16 protein-coding genes and 1 pseudogene are annotated in these 17,638 nt (G+C 67.8%); 7 read left to right on the forward strand and 10 right to left on the reverse strand.

Going from position 1 to position 17,638, the window contains the following annotated elements:
• Window positions 1–423: 423 nt before the first annotated feature.
• The 3 genes from LH400_RS24860 to LH400_RS24870 form a co-directional block, all read right to left on the reverse strand.
• Window positions 424–1,245, reverse strand: a complete 822-nt coding sequence (locus tag LH400_RS24860; RefSeq protein WP_229156159.1) for an MBL fold metallo-hydrolase — start codon at window positions 1,243–1,245, stop codon at window positions 424–426.
• 11 nt (window positions 1,246–1,256) lie between these two features.
• Window positions 1,257–1,604, reverse strand: a complete 348-nt coding sequence (locus tag LH400_RS24865; protein WP_229156160.1) for a DUF4440 domain-containing protein — start codon at window positions 1,602–1,604, stop codon at window positions 1,257–1,259.
• Window positions 1,605–1,725: 121 nt separating this feature from the next.
• Window positions 1,726–3,000 (reverse strand): SAM-dependent methyltransferase, encoded by a 1,275-nt coding sequence (locus LH400_RS24870; protein ID WP_229156161.1) that lies wholly within the window; start codon window positions 2,998–3,000, stop codon window positions 1,726–1,728.
• Between the two features lie 201 nt (window positions 3,001–3,201).
• On the opposite strand from LH400_RS24870, the pseudogene LH400_RS24875 reads away from it, so the two are divergent.
• Window positions 3,202–3,769: pseudogene (locus LH400_RS24875) on the forward strand (carboxymuconolactone decarboxylase family protein).
• Between the two features lie 105 nt (window positions 3,770–3,874).
• On the opposite strand, the gene LH400_RS24880 reads toward LH400_RS24875, so the two are convergent.
• The 3 genes from LH400_RS24880 to LH400_RS24895 form a co-directional block, all read right to left on the reverse strand.
• A complete protein-coding gene (locus tag LH400_RS24880) occupies window positions 3,875–4,387 on the reverse strand; it encodes a thermonuclease family protein (RefSeq protein ID WP_229156162.1) in 513 nt (170 codons plus the stop codon).
• Window positions 4,388–4,581: 194 nt separating this feature from the next.
• Complete coding sequence (locus tag LH400_RS24885) at window positions 4,582–4,854, reverse strand: DUF1674 domain-containing protein (RefSeq protein WP_255618246.1); 273 nt, start codon at window positions 4,852–4,854, stop codon at window positions 4,582–4,584.
• Window positions 4,855–5,289: 435 nt separating this feature from the next.
• Window positions 5,290–5,454, reverse strand: coding sequence for a hypothetical protein (locus tag LH400_RS24895; protein ID WP_229156164.1), 165 nt, complete (start codon window positions 5,452–5,454; stop codon window positions 5,290–5,292).
• A gap of 224 nt (window positions 5,455–5,678) precedes the next feature.
• Here LH400_RS24895 and LH400_RS24900 point away from each other — a divergent pair, with 224 nt between their 5' ends.
• Complete coding sequence (locus LH400_RS24900; protein ID WP_229156165.1) at window positions 5,679–6,407, forward strand: Crp/Fnr family transcriptional regulator; 729 nt, start codon at window positions 5,679–5,681, stop codon at window positions 6,405–6,407.
• A 51-nt stretch (window positions 6,408–6,458) separates the two neighbouring features.
• On the opposite strand, the gene LH400_RS24905 is transcribed toward LH400_RS24900, so the two are convergent.
• Complete coding sequence (locus tag LH400_RS24905; RefSeq protein ID WP_229156166.1) at window positions 6,459–6,734, reverse strand: hypothetical protein; 276 nt, start codon at window positions 6,732–6,734, stop codon at window positions 6,459–6,461.
• A gap of 280 nt (window positions 6,735–7,014) precedes the next feature.
• On the opposite strand from LH400_RS24905, the gene htpX reads away from it, so the two are divergent.
• The 5 genes from htpX (at window position 7,015) to purH (ending at window position 13,452) form a co-directional block, all read left to right on the forward strand.
• Window positions 7,015–8,091, forward strand: a complete 1,077-nt coding sequence (gene htpX, locus LH400_RS24910; RefSeq protein ID WP_229156167.1) for a zinc metalloprotease HtpX — start codon at window positions 7,015–7,017, stop codon at window positions 8,089–8,091.
• 92 nt (window positions 8,092–8,183) lie between these two features.
• Window positions 8,184–9,557 (forward strand): RsmB/NOP family class I SAM-dependent RNA methyltransferase, encoded by a 1,374-nt coding sequence (locus LH400_RS24915; protein WP_229156168.1) that lies wholly within the window; start codon window positions 8,184–8,186, stop codon window positions 9,555–9,557.
• A gap of 206 nt (window positions 9,558–9,763) precedes the next feature.
• Window positions 9,764–11,464, forward strand: coding sequence for a heparinase II/III family protein (locus tag LH400_RS26470; protein WP_229156169.1), 1,701 nt, complete (start codon window positions 9,764–9,766; stop codon window positions 11,462–11,464).
• Between the two features lie 45 nt (window positions 11,465–11,509).
• Window positions 11,510–11,680, forward strand: coding sequence for a hypothetical protein (locus tag LH400_RS24925; RefSeq protein ID WP_229156170.1), 171 nt, complete (start codon window positions 11,510–11,512; stop codon window positions 11,678–11,680).
• Between the two features lie 158 nt (window positions 11,681–11,838).
• Entirely contained in the window at window positions 11,839–13,452 is a 1,614-nt protein-coding gene (purH, locus tag LH400_RS24930; protein WP_229156171.1) for a bifunctional phosphoribosylaminoimidazolecarboxamide formyltransferase/IMP cyclohydrolase, read from the forward strand.
• A 142-nt stretch (window positions 13,453–13,594) separates the two neighbouring features.
• Here purH and LH400_RS24935 read toward each other — a convergent pair whose 3' ends face one another.
• The 3 genes from LH400_RS24935 to LH400_RS24945 all read right to left on the reverse strand — a co-directional run bounded on the left by LH400_RS24935 (window position 13,595) and on the right by LH400_RS24945 (window position 17,556).
• The gene (locus tag LH400_RS24935; RefSeq protein ID WP_229156172.1) at window positions 13,595–14,620 is read right to left on the reverse strand and encodes an AI-2E family transporter; all 1,026 of its coding nucleotides are present in this window, start codon (window positions 14,618–14,620) and stop codon (window positions 13,595–13,597) included.
• Between the two features lie 206 nt (window positions 14,621–14,826).
• Window positions 14,827–16,281 carry an MFS transporter gene (locus tag LH400_RS24940; protein ID WP_370638485.1) on the reverse strand — a complete coding sequence of 485 codons (1,455 nt, stop codon included), beginning with the start codon at window positions 16,279–16,281 and terminating at the stop codon, window positions 14,827–14,829.
• A gap of 417 nt (window positions 16,282–16,698) precedes the next feature.
• The gene (locus LH400_RS24945) at window positions 16,699–17,556 is read right to left on the reverse strand and encodes an MOSC domain-containing protein (protein WP_229156173.1); all 858 of its coding nucleotides are present in this window, start codon (window positions 17,554–17,556) and stop codon (window positions 16,699–16,701) included.
• Window positions 17,557–17,638: the final 82 nt, after the last annotated feature.

Consider the following 17,638-nt stretch of genomic DNA (forward strand, 5'->3'; position numbering starts at 1 on the left):
ATGACCGAGTGAATCAAAAACCCCCGGCAATAGCCAGGGGTTTGTCAGCAGTCTGGGGCCGCTTCCGCAAGGAAGCGGCCTTTTGATTTTGTGGCGCCGGTAATTAGCGCGATGAGCGCAAGAGAGACCCACGACGCACCAGCCTCAACTTGGCGAGCTGGCGCAGCACCCCGCTCTGGCTGCCGCCCATCTCCCCCACAAGGGGGGAGATCGATGGGGCGCTGGACGGCGCGAACTCCGCAGCGCCGCCGCAGGCTTCGTGGTCGTCGGAAGCCTGCCACGGCGTATCACGCGAGAGCGATCTCCCCCCTTGTGGGGGAGATGCCGGCAGGCAGAGGGGGGTAAGACCTCGCCGCGAGACTGACCGGTATCAATGGCCGCTCCGTTCAGGCAGGCACCCGTCCCACCCTTCCACACCGGCGCCTAGATATCCGCGCTCTCGCCCAGCCATCTCACATGCCGCTCGACGGATTTCTTCAGCACCGCCCGCCCGTCCTGGGGAACGACTCGCCCCCAGAAGGCGCCGGTGACCGTCTCGAAGGCAAGGCCATCCAGCGCGGCTTCGATCCGGCGGACGGCCTTCTGCCCGAGCGGGATGTAGTGCGGATAGCTGCGCATGAAGCCGAAGCCGTCGCAGCCGGGAGTGACCTGAAGGATGTCGCCGGACAGAAGCGCGCCCTTGCCGCCGGCTGCGTCCGCAACGTGCAGAACCGTGCCGCCCGCGAAATGGCCGCCGCAGCGGATCAGGGTCACGCCCGGCAGGATCTCGCGGCGCTCGCCCTCCCAGAGCGCGACATGCGGGCCGGGGCGTTGGATCCAGGCCTTGTCGGCGGCGTGTGTGAGCACCGGAATGCCGCCGAAGGCCTCGGACCATTCGGCCATGGTCGTGTAGTAGTGCGGGTGCGAGATGGCGATCGCGGCGAGACCGCCCAGCCCGTCGATGAGTTCGACCATAGCCCGGTCGATCAGCGGAATCAGGTCCCAGAGAATGTTGCCGGCCGGCGTGCGCACCAGCAGCGCGCGCTCGCCGATGGCGAAGGACGGCGCCATGCCGAGCCCGAGGAATTCACCGTCATAGGCGATCAGCGCGCGGTGGCCGTCCCGCATTGCCTCGAACGGCGTCCAGCCCTGGCCGGACGGCGGCACGTATTGGCGCTCGTCGCGGCAGATCGGGCAGGTCTTCGGAGGCGTCTCGGCCGGCGGATAGCCGGTTCCGCAGGCGGTGCAGAGGAAGGATGTCGGCAAGGGATGATCCGTCAGGTGAGGGGAGTCTGCTGGTGCTGAAGAAGGCAAAGGCCGGCGGGCTCGCGACTATAGGTCGAGCTGCAGAGGGCCCTGTAGTCAGGCGAGCCGTCGCGCTGGGCCAGCGCACGATAGGCGAGCACCACGACCGGTCCGGTCACCGCCGTCCGAGTGTCGGTCATCTCGACCGACCGCCAGCGTGGGGCCTGCTCGAGCGTTGCGATGATCGTCTCCCGCCCCTGCAGGATCCCCACCGGCTCGGCGAAGGCCATGACGCAATCCGGCGCGAGCGTCTCGCGGAAACGATCCGCGCCTTCGATCCACAGCGCCCGCTCGGCCGCCCAGATCGCCTCGTCTCCCATCCGCGCCTCCCTCAGGTCCGGCAGATGAAAATCATAGCGCCGAAATCGGCCGCGGACATGGCGGCGCATTCTCTGACAAAGCGGCGACCGTCGGCAGAGCGGCGCCGGTCGTGCCGCCGGCTCAAGCGTAGAGGTCCCGCCGCGTCGGCGGCAGGCCGCTCGGGCCCTTGGAGCGTTTCGACGACAGCGTCTGGTAGATCAGCAGGCCGCCACGTTCGAAGCCGAGCGAGACGCCGGCGAGATAGAGGAGCCACAGCCGCGCGCGCTCCTCACCGGCGATCGCCGAGGCCTCGTCCATCCTTGCCAGCAGCCGGTCGTGCCAGAGCCGGCAGGTGCGGGCATAGTGTTCGCGCCAGTCCTCGACGTCGTGCACCTCGAAACGGTGCTTCTCCAGAAGCTGTGCGGTGTGGCCGATATGGTCGAGTTCTGCGCCGGGGAAGATGTAGCGGATGATCGCCTGGTACTCCCGCGAGCCCTTGCGGAACTTCGCGTCCGTCTGCTTGGCGGGCCGGGTGATCGCGTGGTGGAGATAGAGCCCGTTCGGCTTCAGGAGCTTGCGCACCGCCTTGAAATAGGTGTCGTGATTGTCCCAGCCGACATGCTCGAACATGCCGATCGAGGCGATCTTGTCGAACGTCCCTTCAAGCTCCTGGAACGGCTTCAGCGCGATCGTGATCCTGTCCGACAGGCCCTTTGCCGCAACCCGCTCGCGGGCGAGGTCGTATTGCGCCTGGCTGAGCGTCACGCCTTCGCCTGACACTCCGTAGTGCTCGGCGGCGTGAATCAGAAGCGCGCCCCAGCCGCAGCCGATGTCGAGAAAACGCTCGCCGGGCTTCAGCCGCAGCTTGCGGCAGATCATGTCGAGCTTGTCAGCCTGCGCCTTGTCGATGTCCTCGTGCCAGCCGTCGAAATAGCCGCAGGAATAGAGCATGCGGCTGTCGAGGAAGAGCCGGTAGAAATCGTTCGACACGTCGTAGTGGAACTGGATCGCCTCCTTCGAGGAGCCGCTGGCCGCCGCGTTCGCACCGGATGTCGGCCCGGCGCCCTTGGCGCGCCGCGACAGCGCATAGAGGGCGGGGAGGGCGCGGGCCATCTTCAGCTTGTCGATCCGCTTCAGCGCCGCCTTGGTGCGGATGTCGGAGCGCGCGGCGGCGAGATCGAAGATCGTGCCGTTCTCGACGTCGATCGCCTTGGTCATCCAGAGCCCGACGGCATTGGCGATGTTCGGGCGGATGGCGAGCCTGGCGATCGCCGCCGGGTCGTTCAACGCCAGCACCGGCCGGGACCCGTCGCCGCCGATCCGCTCGCCGGTCCATAGCCGCACCGCCATCCTCGGTTCGAAGGCGGCCACGACATGGCGCACGAGGCCAGCCAGTTTGTCTTCGGCTGTGGCCATGCGCAGTCTCCAGTCTCACGTGAAACAGCTGATCGTCCTGAGCGTGGCTTAACCGCTTGCGAAAGATGCGGCAATTGCGCCGGGACCACGGCCCGGGCTCAACATGAATTTTCGGACACGCCCTCGGCAAGGGGCCCTCGGACGGTATCTGCTGCACTGCAGCATGCCGCTGCTCTTGAACTCACGCCAAGGAGACGAGCCATGCGCCTTCCTCTCATCGCGCCGGGCAGCCTGTCCGACGACCAGAAGCCGCTCTACGAGGACATGAAGACCGGCATCGGCGAGAAGTTCAACGCCTTCGAGGCAATCCGCGAGGACGGCGCGCTGATGGGGGCCGTGGAATCCCTGGCTGCACGAGCCTGAGATCGGCGGGGCGATCTGGGACCTCACCAAGGCGATGTCGATGCAGGCGACACTCCCCGACAATGCGCGGCAGATCGCCATGCTCGTCACCGGCGCGCATTTCAACGCGGCCTATGAGATCTACGCCCATGTCGCCGTCGCCGAGAAGGAGGGCATGACCGAGGAGCGGCTGTCGACCCTGGTCGCCGGCGTCAAGCCGACCGGCCTCGCCGACGAGGAGGAGGTGGCCTATGACCTCGCCCATGCCCTCGTCACCGGCAGCGTCCTGCCGCGGCCGACCTACGACATGGCGGTGAAGACCTTCGGCCAGCACGGCGCCAACGAATTGATCTATCTCGTCGGGCTCTACTGCCTCGTTTCGGTGACGCTGAACGGCTTCAACGTGCCAGTGCCTGGAAAGGAATAGCCGTCGGGCCATCTCGCGCGGCCTGGGCGATTCCCTGCAGTATTGGGACCCGGAGAAGTCCAGCCGCCGCGCCGAACTTGAGCGGGCGTCCGGCCGGACGCGGCATCAGCCGCGCTCGCGGACTGACGAGGCCGCTTCGCTGAACGTTTCGGGCCGCGAGCCATCGCACCAGTTGCGGCGCTTGCCGCCCTTGTAGGGCGCAACGAGCCCTTCCTTCAGCAGCGTGCGCGACAGGTCCTTCTCCGTATCGGTGGCGATGCGGGCGAGGACGCGGCCGTAATATTTACCGCCGGAGATTTCATAGAGCTTCACCCTGTCGTCGCCGATCAGGGCCACGAGGCGGTTGGTCGCGACGTCGGCGGCATGCTTTTCGGCGGGGCATTTGCCGCGATGTTCCGGTGCGTCGATCCCCTTCAGCCGCACGGCGACATGGACCGTCTGCATCGGCCAGATGAAGGCCTCGACCTCGACAGTGTCGCCGTCGCGAACCTTGGTGACGCGCGCCTCGACCGGCCCGGTGATCGCCTTCGCGAACTCGCCGTCGGCCCAAGCGGATGCGGCGTCACCCGAGAGGGCGAGAAAAATGCAACCAAAAAGAGCAGCATGCTGGCGGTACATAAGCGACGGTTTCGGTGGCCTGCAACAGATCGGAGTATATTCCTAGTCAAAGGCGAAAGAAAGAGGGCGAATGGGCATGAGCGGGGGCCGCAACTTGGCTCTAAGGCACGACGCGCATCGGCCGCGGACCGAATGCCATCTAGGACTTCCGGCATACAACCATTGCGATTGAAGATGAGTTTCGCGCGCCGGTCTCAGAAGTCGGAGATGATGCCGTTCTTCTCCCAGTCGCCGTAGCGGACCGGCTCAGGCCCCTCGCGGCCGGCAAGCTCCTTCGGCAACTCGCCCGGTTGCACCCGTTCCGCGGCGCCGCGACGCCGGCGCTCCTCGGCTTCGGCAAGCGCGCGGAGGGCGGCGGGCGGAAGCTCCCGCCCTTTATGGCCGCGAGCCGGACTAGTCGCGCCCGCCACGCTGTCGTGCGCGGCTTCTCCGGTGCGCTGTTCCGTCGGCTCGTCTGTCACGTCCATGACTCCATTCATCTCGCCCGCACGAGCACGAGCCATCGCGGCTGGCGCACTCACGTCTCCATGCCTCGGGCGGGCCGGCGACGATAGGCGGCGATCTCCGCAATCCCGTCTCCGCGTCGAAGCGGAACATTGGAAATGGGCACTCGAATGATCCGGATCAATGTGGAGGGGATGCGGATCGGTCATCTCTGGCTGACAAAGGGGCTGTCAAGGCAGGAGTCCGTCTACCCGTGGAGTGGCAACCGATCTCCAGCGCACCGTTCGATCGCGATCTCGAGCTGGCGGTGCTCGACCATGATGAGCAACACGCTCTCGTCTTCCCTTGCCGGCGGACGTCCTTCGGCTGGGTCCAGAGCGATGGCGGGGCGAAGATCGACATCCGCCCGAGTCATTGGCGCGAATGGCGCAAACCGCGTGACTGAGCCGCCGGCGGTATCAGGTCTTCGACTGGCGGCTTGGCGGCTGCTTGCGGCAGGCCGCCAGCTTGGCCTCCTCCTCGGCCAGGAGCCGCAGGATCATTTCGCGCTTCTTCGCGTCCGTCTCTTTCGTCAGGAGCTTGCGGAAATGCTCGATGTTCAGCTGCGCGATGCTCTCGTCCACTGTGATTCTCCGCCGAGGTTCGAGCAATTGTCATGGGCGCGGCGCATCGCCGGCGCGCTGCCGAAGAACGGGCGTCGCAGCCGATTCTCCTGGCGAGCTTGCCGATCCCCGGTCGGACCTATACCGGCTGCTTGGCATCCTCGCGCTGACGAAAGTCAGTATTGGCCTCGTTCTTTCGCCGAAGGTGCCCGGGCCGGTCGGCATGCGCAAGGGGGCGTCCGGCAGTGAAGGACAAGACGCCGAAGAGCGCCCATCTGAAGATCCGTGCGGTTGGAAGCTTGCCGCCCACGCCGGGCGAGCGACGGGGCGTGCTGCCGCTCTCCGGGTCCGAACGGACCGAGCTCGCGCGGCTCGCCGAAATCGTGGAATACCGCACGCCGGGATCGCAGATCCTCCTCGAGGGCGAGTCGAGCCGCTTCCTGTTTCTCCTGGCGACCGGCGTCGTGCGCACGCATGTCACGCTGACCAATGGCGATCGGCAGATCCTTGCCTTTCATTGGCCCGGCGATCTCTTCGGCCTGGCGGCGGAGGGGCGCTATGTGGCGTCGGCCGAAGCGGTGACCCCGTCGACCGTCTACCGGTTTCCCTATCGCGAACTGCAGGATCTCCTCGAAGCCAATCCGGGCATCCAGTACGGATTCTTCGTCAAGGCCTTGCATGAATGGCGTGCCGCGCAGCGCCAGCTGATCGTGATGGGCCGATTCGACGTCTCCAAGCGCCTGGCGATCTTCCTTCTCGACTGCTCGACCCATGACGCGTTCTTCGAGGCGAAGGATGGCGTTCTCACCTTGCCGATGACCCGCTGCGACATCGCCGACTATCTCGGCACATCGGCCGAATCGATCACCCGCGCCGTCGCCAAGCTGGAGCGCGAGGGCCTCCTCGCCCGGCTGAGTGCGCGCGAATTCCGGCTCGATCGCGAGAAACTTCAGGCCTTTGCCAGTTTCACGTGAAACAGGGGCAGCGGGCTGAGCCCTGTCTCCCCCCGTATTGCGGGATCCGCCTCAGCCCCGCAATTCGCCCCATGCCGGGTTCCAGTCGACGTCGACCTCCTTTTCGATCAGGACTTCGGCGTCGCCGATCGCCTGACGCTTGTTCTCGGCGATCCGGAACGCCTCTTCGGGGTCCATCTCCTCGCTCGGATAGACGGACGCTTCGGCCGGATCACCGGTCTCGTCGAAGCCGATCAGGAAAGCCTTCACCTGGTCGCCCTCCCTGACCAGCCGCACGACGAGCTGGCCTTCCTGGCGGGTTCCTTCGAGGCGGCGGTACTGGGCCATGATCCATCTCCTTGCGGCCGGTTGGTCGTGAGGGCGAGGCGCGAGGGAAAGCCTCGGCCGCCCTTCACGTCTCGGGCGAGGCGGGTGTCCCGCCGGCCTGGGTGCGGGAGATAAGCTTCCCGAAAGGCGCTCACAGGCAGATCCTCGGTGGCCGGCTAAACGATTGCGGCAAGGGCAGCGGACACGTCCCGAGAGACATTGAAGGCCGGCCGCGAAATTCCCAGATTCCCGGCAAACGGCGGCACTTGCCGCCCCTTTCCGGAGGTGCGAAATCACCCGCATGAACATGATCAAGACGGCGATGCTGATCGCCTTTCTGACGGCCCTCTTCATGGGCGTCGGTTTTATGATCGGCGGCACGGGCGGCATGGCGTTCGCCTTCGTCTTGGCCGCCGGCATGAACCTCTACACCTACTGGAACGCGGACCGGCTGGTCCTGTCCATGCACCATGCGCGCGAGGTCGATGCGCGTACGGCGCCTGAGTTCTACCGCATCGTCGAGGGCCTTGCCGGCAATGCCGGCCTGCCCATGCCGAAGGTCTATGTCATCGACAGCCCGCAGCCGAACGCCTTTGCCACCGGGCGTAACCCCCGGAACGCGGCCGTCGCCGCCTCGACCGGCCTCCTGGAGCGGCTGACGGCCGAGGAGGTCGCCGGCGTGATGGCGCACGAACTGTCGCATGTCGAAAACCGCGACACGCTGATCATGACGATCACCGCGACGCTTGCGGGCGCGATCTCCATGCTCGCCAATTTCGGCTTCTTCTTCGGTGGCAGCAGAGACAACAACAATCCGCTCGGCTTCGTCGGCGTTCTCGTCGCGATCATCGTCGCACCGCTCGCCGCCATGCTGGTGCAGATGGCGATCAGCCGGACGCGGGAATATTCGGCCGACCGGCGCGGCGCCGAAATCTGCGGCAATCCGCTCTGGCTCGCCTCGGCCCTTGGCAAGATCGCCAGCACGGCCCGGCGGATTCCGAACCCTGATGCCGAGCGCAATCCCGCGACCGCCCACATGTTCATCATCAACCCCTTGAGCGGACAGCGAATGGACAATCTGTTCTCGACCCATCCCGACACGGAGAACCGCATCGTGGCACTGCAGGAACTGGCTGGCCGGATCGGCGGCGGCGGCGGGGCGGGCTTCGCGCGAACCGGCTATACGGCTGCGGAGCGCATTGCGCCGCGCGCGCCCGAGCCGGCGACCGCGATCGACCATTCGGCACCCGGCCCCTGGGGCGATGGCGGCCGGCCCGACAGGGCGGACAAGGAAGGGCCGGTGCCAGGCCCTTGGAGCAATCGCGGCCGCCGGCCGTCGGGCAAGACCGATCGCTCGCGCCGGGGACCCTGGGGTTGACCGGGGCGGAGAGAGCAGGCAGCGGCCGCGACAGGAACACGGCTTCCGCAAGGCCGCGCAGTTCCAAGCCTAAAGGGCGGGGTGCCCCGTCTGTGAAGGGCCGGGGAGCCGGCTCGGAAGCCGGCGGGGCCGATCCCGCCGCGTCCGCGCCGCGTCCCGGGCTTCCCGCGCGCCAGGTCGCGGCGAGGCTGCTTGCTGCGGTCGTCGAGGCGAAGACCTCGCTCGACGGCCTGACAGATCCCTCCCATGGTCATCCGCAGTTCCGCCGGCTGGAGCCGCGCGACCAGGGATTGGTGCGGGCGATCCTGCAGACGGCGCTGCGCTTTCGCGGCTCGCTCGACCAGGAGATTGCCGCTCGCATCGAGCGGCCGCTGCCGCCCAACGCGTCGGCGCTGCGTCATGTGCTGCATGTCGGGGCGGCGCAGATCCTCTATCTCGACATTCCCGACTCCGCCGCCGTCGATCTCGCCGTCGCGTCCGCCGCAGCCGATCCGCGTACCGCCCGGTTCAAGAACCTCGTCAACGCCGTCCTGCGCCGGATCGCCCGCGAGGCGGCGTCCGGCACGGCGGCGGCCGACCCGCTGGTCGATTGTCCGGCCTGGCTGCGCGAACGACTGGAGGCGCAATACGGTGTCGAGCGGGCCGGGGCGATCGCCGCCGTCCATCGCCGGCCGGCGCCGGTGGACATCACCGTCAAGTCCGATCCGGCCGGCTGGGCGGAACGGCTCGGCGGCCGCGTCATCGCCGGTGGCAGCGTGCGGCTCGAGCGGCTGGAGGCGCCGGTGCCCGAACTGGGCGGCTTTGCCGATGGCGAATGGTGGGTCCAGGACGTCGCCGCGGCGCTGCCGGCCCGCCTCGTCGCGGCGGCGCCCGGGGAGCGGGTCGCAGACCTCTGCGCGGCGCCCGGCGGCAAGACCGCGCAGCTCGCCCTTACCGGCGCCAACGTCACGGCGCTCGACCTCTCGGCTTCGCGGATGAAGCGGCTTTCGGAAAACCTCTCGCGCCTCGGCCTGGAGGCCGAGACGGTCGTGGGCGATCTTTCGGCATTTTCCCCATCGGAGCCGTTCGATGCCGTGCTCCTCGACGCGCCCTGTTCCTCGACCGGCACGATCCGGCGGCATCCGGATGTCGCCTACACCAAGGATGCCGCCGAGATCGACAAGCTGGCCGGCGTCCAGGCCCGGCTTCTCGGCGAGGCGGCGCGGCTGGTGAAGCGCGGCGGCCGGCTCGTCTTTTCCAATTGTTCGCTCGACCGGGCCGAGGGCGAAGCAGTTGTCGAGGCTTTCCTGTCCGACCATCCGGAATTCCGCCGGCTGCCGGTCCTGCCCGAGGAAATAACGGACTTCGGCTTTGCGATCAGCGCCGCGGGAGACCTGCGCACGACGCCGGACATGCTGGCCGGCGAGGCGGGAAAGGCCGGTGGTCTCGACGGATTCTATGCGGCACGGCTGATTCGCGATCAGTAGATTGCTGATTCGGCAACACTCGGTGCGAAAAAATACAAGGTATTCCCCAGCGTAATTTATCCGACTCGCAGCCTTGGTAAGAATGCGTTTACCTTATCGGCAGAAACTTGGCGTTCGAACCGCCGCTCTTCGTGCCGCGCGATGGCAGGCTTGAAGGAGTGCGGCGAACCGGACTTCGAGTCCGCTGTCCGATGCAAGGTGTCGCAGTGTCGACGAGCTTGGTGGATAAGCCGCTTCTGGCGGCCCTGATGTTCCAGGAGGCCTGGCGCCGCCTGCGTCGGCGCCTGCGCAACGGGCCGGTCCACCGGCTGCGCTTCGCCGGAACGGGCGCGGCGCGGCTGCTAGTCGTTCCTCCGAGCCTGCGTCATGGCGACCCGCTGATCGCGGAGGCCGTCTATGGCAGCCGCTTCTATTTCGCCGGCCAGCTGCTTGAGGCCGGGGACGGGTCGATCTTCCAGTGTCCGCCGCCCTCGGCGGCATTCACCGCCGAACTCAACGGCTTTTCCTGGCTTCGCCACCACGCCGCCGCCGGCGATGCGCTGGCCGCCCACAATGCGCGGGCGCTCGTCTGCGACTGGATCCGGATCAGCGGCCACCGCCTGTCCGGCCCGGCCTTCGAGCCGGAAGTGGCCGCGCGCCGGGTCATCGCCTGGCTGAGCCATGCCGATCTCCTGACGAATGAGACCGACTACCGGTTCTATCGCCGCTTCATGAACAGCCTGACTGCGCAGGCGCGGTTCCTGCGCTCGGTCGCGGCGGAGGCGCCCGACGGTATTCCGCGGCTGATGGTGCGCATCGCGCTCGCCTTCGCCTCGCTCTGCATGCCGACCGGCAATGGGCGCATCCGCGCCGCGGCCGAGAACCTTGCCGCCGAGCTGGACCGGCAGGTCTTCCCCGACGGCGGCCATATCTCGCGCGACCCAGCGGCGGTTGTCGCGATCCTTGCAGAGCTCCTGCCCCTGCGCGAGACCTATCTCGGCCAGGGCCAGCCGATCCCGAAGGGCATCTATTCCGCGATCGACCGGATGCTGCCGGCGCTTCGCTTCTTCCGCCATGGCGACGGCTCGCTCGCGCTGTTCAACGGCGCCGGCGTCTCCGACATGCAGCTCATGACGGCGCTCCTGCGCTTCGACGAGACGCTGGGCGAGCCCTTGTCCCATGCGCGCCATAGCGGCTTTCACAGGCTGGCCGCGGGCGGCACGGTGGTCATCGCCGATACCGGCCGGCCGCCTCCCGCCCAGGTCTCGCACGGAGCGCATGCGGGCACGCTCGCCTTCGAACTCTCGAGCGGGCCGTGCCGGATCGTCGTGAATTGCGGTCGCCCCGTGGGCGAGAAGCCGGAATGGCGCCGCCTGTCCCGCGCGACGGCGGCCCACTCCACCGTCACCCTCGACGACCGGTCCTCCTCGCGCTTTGCCGCCTCGAAAGGGCTCGACCGCTTTCTCGGCAACCCGCTGGTGCCGGGCCCGACCCGGATCGACCTCGCCGAGCCCGATGTCGATCCGCAGCGCGGGGGCGCGGGCTTCTTGGCCACGCATGACGGCTATGACCGCGATTTCGGGCTCCTGCACGGCCGCAGCATGATCCTGTCGAAGGATGGATGGACGCTGGAGGGACGCGACCGGTTCTCCCGCACCCGCCGCGCCCGGCATCAGGATCATGCGATCGCCGCGGCGGCGCGCTTTCATCTCCATCCGGGCGTCAGCGTCGAGATGCACGGCGCCGGCGAGGCGCGGCTGACGATGCGCGGTCAGGTCTGGCGCTTTGCGGCCGACCAGCCCTTCACCATTGAGGACTCGATCCTCTTCGCCGATTCCGGCGGGGCGCGGCGGACGCTGCAGCTCGTTGTGATGTTCGATCCCGGCCTCACCGAAGAGGTCTGCTGGCGGTTCGAGCGCGAGCGCTGACCCGGCGGCTGGACGCCGCCGCCGTCGCGGTCCAGATAGGACGCCATGCGTCTCGTCCTCCTCCTCGCCGCCCTTACCCTTCTCTCCGCCTGCGGCGGCATGAACCGGGCGGTCGGCGTCCTCCCGAACACGCTCGACGACCTCGCCGCGAAGTCGCGGGGCAATTCCGCTGCGGCTCCGGCTCCCGGTGGGCCGGCGGAGACCCCGGCGGACTGACTCCGGCCTCCCCCGCATCGGGGGAACCCGTCTGCTTCGAGCCTCGCGGGGATGGAGACCGGCCGGCATTGTCCCGGCGGGCGTGTAGTCCTATCAGGAGCGGCAGGACGGAAGTGTCGCCGCGCCGTCCCTCTCCACGATCGCAGGGAATCTTCGAAATGTCCGTCAAGGCCAATGCCACGCCCCTTCCCGACCGCGTCGAGATCCGCCGCGCGCTTCTGTCGGTCTTCGACAAGACCGGCCTCGTCGATTTCGCGCGGGCGCTCGCCGACAAGGGGATCGAGCTCGTCTCGACAGGCGGCACGCTGCGCGCCCTGGCCGAGGCCGGGATCGCCGTCCGCGACGTCTCCGAGCTCACCGGCTTTCCCGAGATCATGGACGGGCGGGTGAAGACCCTGCATCCGGGCGTTCACGGCGGTCTTCTGGCGATAAGGGACGATGCCGCCCATGCCGCCGCGATGGCGGATCACGGCATTGCCGGCATCGATCTCCTCGTCTCCAATCTCTATCCCTTCGAGGAGACCCTGAAGGGCGGCGCCGATGCCGCGACCATCGTCGAGAACATCGACATCGGCGGTCCGGCGATGATCCGCGCCGGCGCCAAGAACCACGGCTATGTCGCCGTCGTTACCGATCCCGAGGATTATGCGGCGGTGCTTGCCGCGCTCGGCACCGGCGCCGAGACAGGCCTCGCGCTGCGCCGGCAGCTCGCCGCGCGGGCCTTTGCCCGCACTGCGGCCTATGACGCCGCAGTATCCGACTGGTTTGCCGGCGAAGTATCGGACAAGTTGCCCCGGCGGACGAGCTTTGCGGGAACGCTGGCCGAGACGCTGCGCTATGGCGAGAACCCGCATCAGTCGGCCGGCTTCTACCGCACCGGCGACACGCGGCCGGGCGTTGCCACGGCACGGCAGGTCCAGGGCAAGGCGCTGTCCTACAACAACATCAACGACACCGACGCGGCCTTCGATCTCGTCGCCGAGTTCGACCCGGAGCGCACCGCCGCCGTCGCGATCATCAAGCATGCCAATCCCTGCGGCGTTGCGGAAGCGGCGGACCTGACGCAGGCCTACCGCCAGGCGCTCGCCTGCGACCCCGTCTCGGCCTTCGGCGGCATCGTCGCGCTGAACCGCAGGCTGGATGCGGCCGCTGCCGAGGAGATCGTCAAGGTGTTCACGGAAGTGATCATCGCGCCGGAGGCCGACGAGGCGGCGATCGCGATCGTCGCGGCCAAGAAGAACCTCCGCCTGCTCCTGACCGGCGGCCTGCCGGACCCGCGTGCCAAGGGGCGGATCGTGAAGTCCGTCGCCGGCGGACTGCTCGTCCAGTCGCGTGACAACGGGGTGGTCGACGATCTCGACCTCAGGACCGTCACGCGCCGCGCGCCGAGCGAGGCTGAACTTTTAGATCTCAAATTCGCCTTCCGGGTCGCCAAGCACGTCAAGTCGAACGCGATCGTCTATGCGAAGGATCTCGCCACGGTCGGCATCGGCGCCGGCCAGATGAGCCGTGTGGATTCGGCCATGATCGCGGCGCGCAAGGCCGAGGATGCGGCGAAAGCCGCAGGACTCGCCGATCCCCTGACCCGCGGCTCGGTCGTCGCCTCGGACGCCTTCTTCCCCTTCGCCGACGGGCTCCTTGCGGCGGTGGAGGCGGGCGCGACGGCGGTGATCCAGCCCGGCGGCTCGATGCGCGACGACGAGGTGATCAAGGCGGCGGACGAGGCCGGCCTCGCCATGGTGTTCACCGGCATGCGCCACTTCCGGCATTAACGGTCGGGCGATCGGCCGGAGCCGCTCCTTCGGCCGATCTCTTCGTGTCGCGCCGGTCTCCGTGAGAACCGGTTCTCAGTCTTCGTCCGGATGATCTACGGGCGAGACGCGCCTTGGCCGTCGGTGCGTGCCGGCATGCCGCTCAATCCGTCTCGCTTCGCGGTTCCTCGCCCAGGATCCGCGCGAACTTCTTGGTCGATTCGAAGCGTTCGCAGACGATGACGAGGACCGCGGTGAGGGGAACGGCGAGCAGGCCTCCCGCGAGGCCCCAGACCCATCCCCAGAACAGGAGCGAGATGATGATCGTCACGGGCGGCATCGACAGGCCGCGCCCCTGCAGCATCGGATAGATGAAGTTGCTGATGATCAGGTTGAGCAGCAAAAGGCCGCCGAACACCGCGAGCGGCATGGTGTAGCCGCCGAACTGGATGAAGGCGTAGAGCGTCGGCGGGATGATGCCGACGAGATTGCCGATGACCGGCACGAAATTGAGGAGAAAGTTCAAGATCCCCCAGATCAGGGCGAGCTCGAGACCCATCGCGAACGACCAGAGGCCCGTCGCAAGGCCGGTGATGATGCTGGTGACGACTGTGATGCCGAGATATTGCTGGATGCTGTGGGCGATCTCGGTGACGGTGCCGTAGATCTCGCGGTTTTCGTCGCGGCCGAACTGCGTGCGGAACTTCTTGCTGAGCGCCGGGACTTCGGGAAATCCGAGGACGACGATCACCGCGATGATGCCGAGATAGCTCAGCATCGTATAGACGTCGCCCACAAGCGAGCGGCCGATCGCCAGGAGGCGGTCGTAGCCGCCGGATGCGTCGAGAGTCGGCAGGCCCATCGGCTCTGCCCACTCGACATAGCGCGAATAGATCGACCGGAACCGCTCGTCATGGGCAATAAAGGTCGTCGCGACCTGCGCCATCGAGAAATAGATCGCGGCGAAGAAGACGGCGAAGATGGCGAGGAGGATGAGCATCGTCCCGCCATAGCTGATCGCCGCCGGGACGCTGCCTGGAAAGAGCTTACGGATCGGCCAGGCCGCCGCAATGATGAAGATCGCGACCACGATCGGGATCAGCACAGGGGCGCCCCAGCGCAGTGCGGCAACGGCCACCACGGCCGCGATGACAGTGAGTAGCCGGTTTCGGACGAGATCGGACGGCATCGAGATGATTGGCTCCCGGCTGGCGAGGGTCGGGCGGGAGAGTTGACCCAGGTGATCCTGTGGGCCCGCACGAGCCGCGGGTCCCCAGCCAGATAGTGCAGCACAGGAAAAGACGACCGTCGCCCAGTCCCCTCGTCCGGAAGATCGCTAGCCGGCAAACGGCACTGGGGCAGCCGGCCTCACGGGCCGGCAGGCGCTGCTCAGCTTCAAAGTCCCAGATCTCTGTTGGGACCTTTGGTGAAGAGTAGGATCGCCACGCCCGCGACGAAGAAGGCGAGCAGCGCCGACATGCCGATGCGCGAGGCGGTCACAGGGTCGGTGCTTGTCGCGGCGATGGCGGTGACAGCCGCGACCGTCGCCGGCGCCAGGAAGGACGTCGCCCGCCCGATGAGGGCGTAGAAGCCGAAATAGCGTCCGGCCTCGTCGGGGGTGACCGACTGCGCCAGCCAGGAGCGGGAGGAGGCCTGGACCGGGCCGAAGGCGAGGCCGATGAACAGGCCCCACAGGATGTAGCTCTTCTCCGCCGCCGTCGCGAAGAGCCCGGTCGCTTCGCTGGGTGCGAAGGCGACGAGGCCGAAGAGGGTGGATCGCGGTTCGGTCGAGATGATGCCGAGGGTCGCGATCAGGAGGCAGAGGATCGCCGCGACGACCACGGCCTTCGAGCCCAGCCGCGCGTCGAGGAGGCTTGCCCCGAGACAGCCGAGGATCGCGGTGACGTTGAGGATGATGCCGAACAGGCCGCTCTCGGTGATCGACCAGCCGAACATGCCGGCCGCAAAGGCGCCGCCGAGGACGATCAGCGCGTTGACGCCGTCCTGGTAGATCATCCGGGCGATGAGGAAGCGCATGAGCGCCGGCCGCCCCCGGAGCTCGCGAAAGGTCGCGAGAAGGTCGGAAAAGCCGTGGCGGACGGCCGCGCCGACCGGCTCGGCCCTCGGACGGTCCGGGGTCAGCAGGAACATCGGCAGGACGAAGACGCAATACCACAGCGCCGATAGAGGCCCGGTCGCCCGCGCGCCTTCGCCCGCCGCTGGGTCTAGATCGAAGAGCGGCACGAGGCCGAGAATGGTGCGCCCGGTCTCCGGCGAGCCGGCGAGACAGGCGAGGGTGAAGATCAGGAAGACGATGCCGCCGGCATAGCCGAGGCCCCAGGCAATGTTGGAGACGCGGCCGATCTCGGCGCGGTGGACGAGGCGGGGGATCATCGCGTCGTTGAAGACGATCGAGAATTCCGCGGCGATCTGCGCGGCGACGATGAGCGTGGCGGCGAGCGCGAGCGAGGAGCCGGGCGCCGCCGTCCACAGAAGCGACAGGGCGCAGATCTGGACGACCGCCAGCCCGGCGATCCAGGGCTTGCGCGGACCGGCGCGGTCGGCGATAGCGCCGATCAGTGGCGAGAGACACGCGGCGATGATGCCGGTCACCGTCGCGGCGAACGCCCACCAGGCCTGACCGGTCGCAACATCGGGCGCGAGCTGCGAGACGAAATACGGGCCGAAGACGAAGGTGATGACAACGGTGAACAGGGGTTGCGCGGCGAAGTCGAAGGCCATCCAGCCCCAGACGGCAGGGCGGCGCAGCGGCCGGCGATAGGGCGGCTGGTCGCCGATCGATACACTGGTCAACGCCGTCGTCTCCCGCAGTCGCTGATCCTTGCGCATAGCGGCGGGAGGGGTAAGCGTCCAGAGGCGGCGAAGGTTAGGGTCTGCTCACCGTCTCGGGTGGCGGCCTTATAACCCCCTCTGCCCTGCCGGGCATCTCCCCACAAGGGGGGAGATCGGCAGCTTCGGGCTTGTCGCCCTTCGGCCTCTTCCCTTGCAGTGTCATGCGTTCATCGTGACGCGAAAAGAGCCTCTAACGCCTCGAATCTCGGCATCGTGCTTTCCGGAAGTCTAGTCCGATCTTAGGCCGATGCTGTAGTGCGCCATCCATCTGCCTGCGGGTGTCATCTGTCGGGAGTAGGAGAAGACGGTCCTGCAGGATGATCTCCCCCCTGGTGGGGGAGATGCCCGGCAGGGCAGAGGGGGGCGAACACCCGCTACGTCGCCAGGCTCGAATGTCGCATTTCGCGGCCAGCCTCAACCCGCCCGCGGTGCCCGCACGACCTCGCCGGCCGGCCGCTCCGCCTCGACTCGCACAAAATCCCCGACATCGATGCGCCCGGTGCCGCGCGGGACGGCGTTCCAGCCGAACAGGACGCCGGGCACGCGCCGGTCGGCCGAGAAGCGGATCCGGCGCAGGGCGTCCAGCGGCTGCGAGCCCGCGACGTCTCCCGTCTGCTGGTCGACCGTGGTGACGGTGCAGCGCGCGCAGGGCTTGACGAGATCGAGGAGAACGGCGCCGATACGGATCGTCGCCCAGCCGTCCTCGGCCCAGGGCTCCGCCCCGTCGATGACGACATTCGGCCGGAACCGGCCCATCGGCACGGCTTCGCTGCCGCTCCCGACGATCTCCGCATTGAGAGCGCGCAGCGACTGTCTGTTGGCGACGAGCAGCGGAAATCCGTCGGCGAAGGTGACGGGGCGTCCGGCTTCCGCCCAATCCGGGCTGACCTCTCGCCCCGCGCCCGCATCCTGATGGACGAGGCGTACGGGCATTCCGAGCCAGTCCGACAGGGCGCGGTTGGTGGTCTCGTCGGCGACGGCGGCCTCCACCCTGTCGTCCCAGACCCGCACCGTCAGGCGCTCGGCGCCGTCGGGCGTCGGCACGAAGCGTTCGCCCGCCTCTTCAAACCCGAGATGCAGGCCGTCCGGATCAGGCTCGGCATGAAGCAGCGCGAGCTTCGGCAGCTCGCGCTGGGTGACGAAGCGGTCGCCCGCATCGACCACCATCCAGCGGCGGTCACGGGCAATGCCGGCGCGCTGGACGTCCGCGTGATCGAGGTCGAGCGCGCGGCCGCCCTTGACGGGATATATGTGGATGGAGCCGAGCTGCATCGTGGGAACCTTCCTGCGGGTCGGCGGCGTCGCGCGCGCGCCGATCCCAGGCCTATCGTGCGGCCGGCAAAACCGCCACCGG

The sequence above is a fragment of the Jiella soli genome, from assembly GCF_020615385.1.
Taxonomy (GTDB): Bacteria; Pseudomonadota; Alphaproteobacteria; order Rhizobiales; family Rhizobiaceae; genus VKMB-3413.

What these genes read in the sequence shown, in the direction of transcription:
- LH400_RS24865 (WP_229156160.1), bottom strand. Translation starts at nt 1,604, where the DNA reads ATGGGAGACGAGGCGATCTGGGCGGCCGAGCGGGCGCTGTGGATCGAA.
- LH400_RS24870 (WP_229156161.1), bottom strand. Translation starts at nt 3,000, where the DNA reads ATGGCCACAGCCGAAGACAAACTGGCTGGCCTCGTGCGCCATGTCGTG.
- LH400_RS24880 (WP_229156162.1), bottom strand. Translation starts at nt 4,387, where the DNA reads ATGTACCGCCAGCATGCTGCTCTTTTTGGTTGCATTTTTCTCGCCCTC.
- LH400_RS24885 (WP_255618246.1), bottom strand. Translation starts at nt 4,854, where the DNA reads ATGGACGTGACAGACGAGCCGACGGAACAGCGCACCGGAGAAGCCGCG.
- LH400_RS24905 (WP_229156166.1), bottom strand. Translation starts at nt 6,734, where the DNA reads ATGGCCCAGTACCGCCGCCTCGAAGGAACCCGCCAGGAAGGCCAGCTC.
- htpX (WP_229156167.1), top strand. Translation starts at nt 7,015, where the DNA reads ATGAACATGATCAAGACGGCGATGCTGATCGCCTTTCTGACGGCCCTC.
- LH400_RS24925 (WP_229156170.1), top strand. Translation starts at nt 11,510, where the DNA reads ATGCGTCTCGTCCTCCTCCTCGCCGCCCTTACCCTTCTCTCCGCCTGC.
- purH (WP_229156171.1), top strand. Translation starts at nt 11,839, where the DNA reads ATGTCCGTCAAGGCCAATGCCACGCCCCTTCCCGACCGCGTCGAGATC.
- LH400_RS24935 (WP_229156172.1), bottom strand. Translation starts at nt 14,620, where the DNA reads ATGCCGTCCGATCTCGTCCGAAACCGGCTACTCACTGTCATCGCGGCC.
- LH400_RS24940 (WP_370638485.1), bottom strand. Translation starts at nt 16,281, where the DNA reads ATGCGCAAGGATCAGCGACTGCGGGAGACGACGGCGTTGACCAGTGTA.
- LH400_RS24945 (WP_229156173.1), bottom strand. Translation starts at nt 17,556, where the DNA reads ATGCAGCTCGGCTCCATCCACATATATCCCGTCAAGGGCGGCCGCGCG.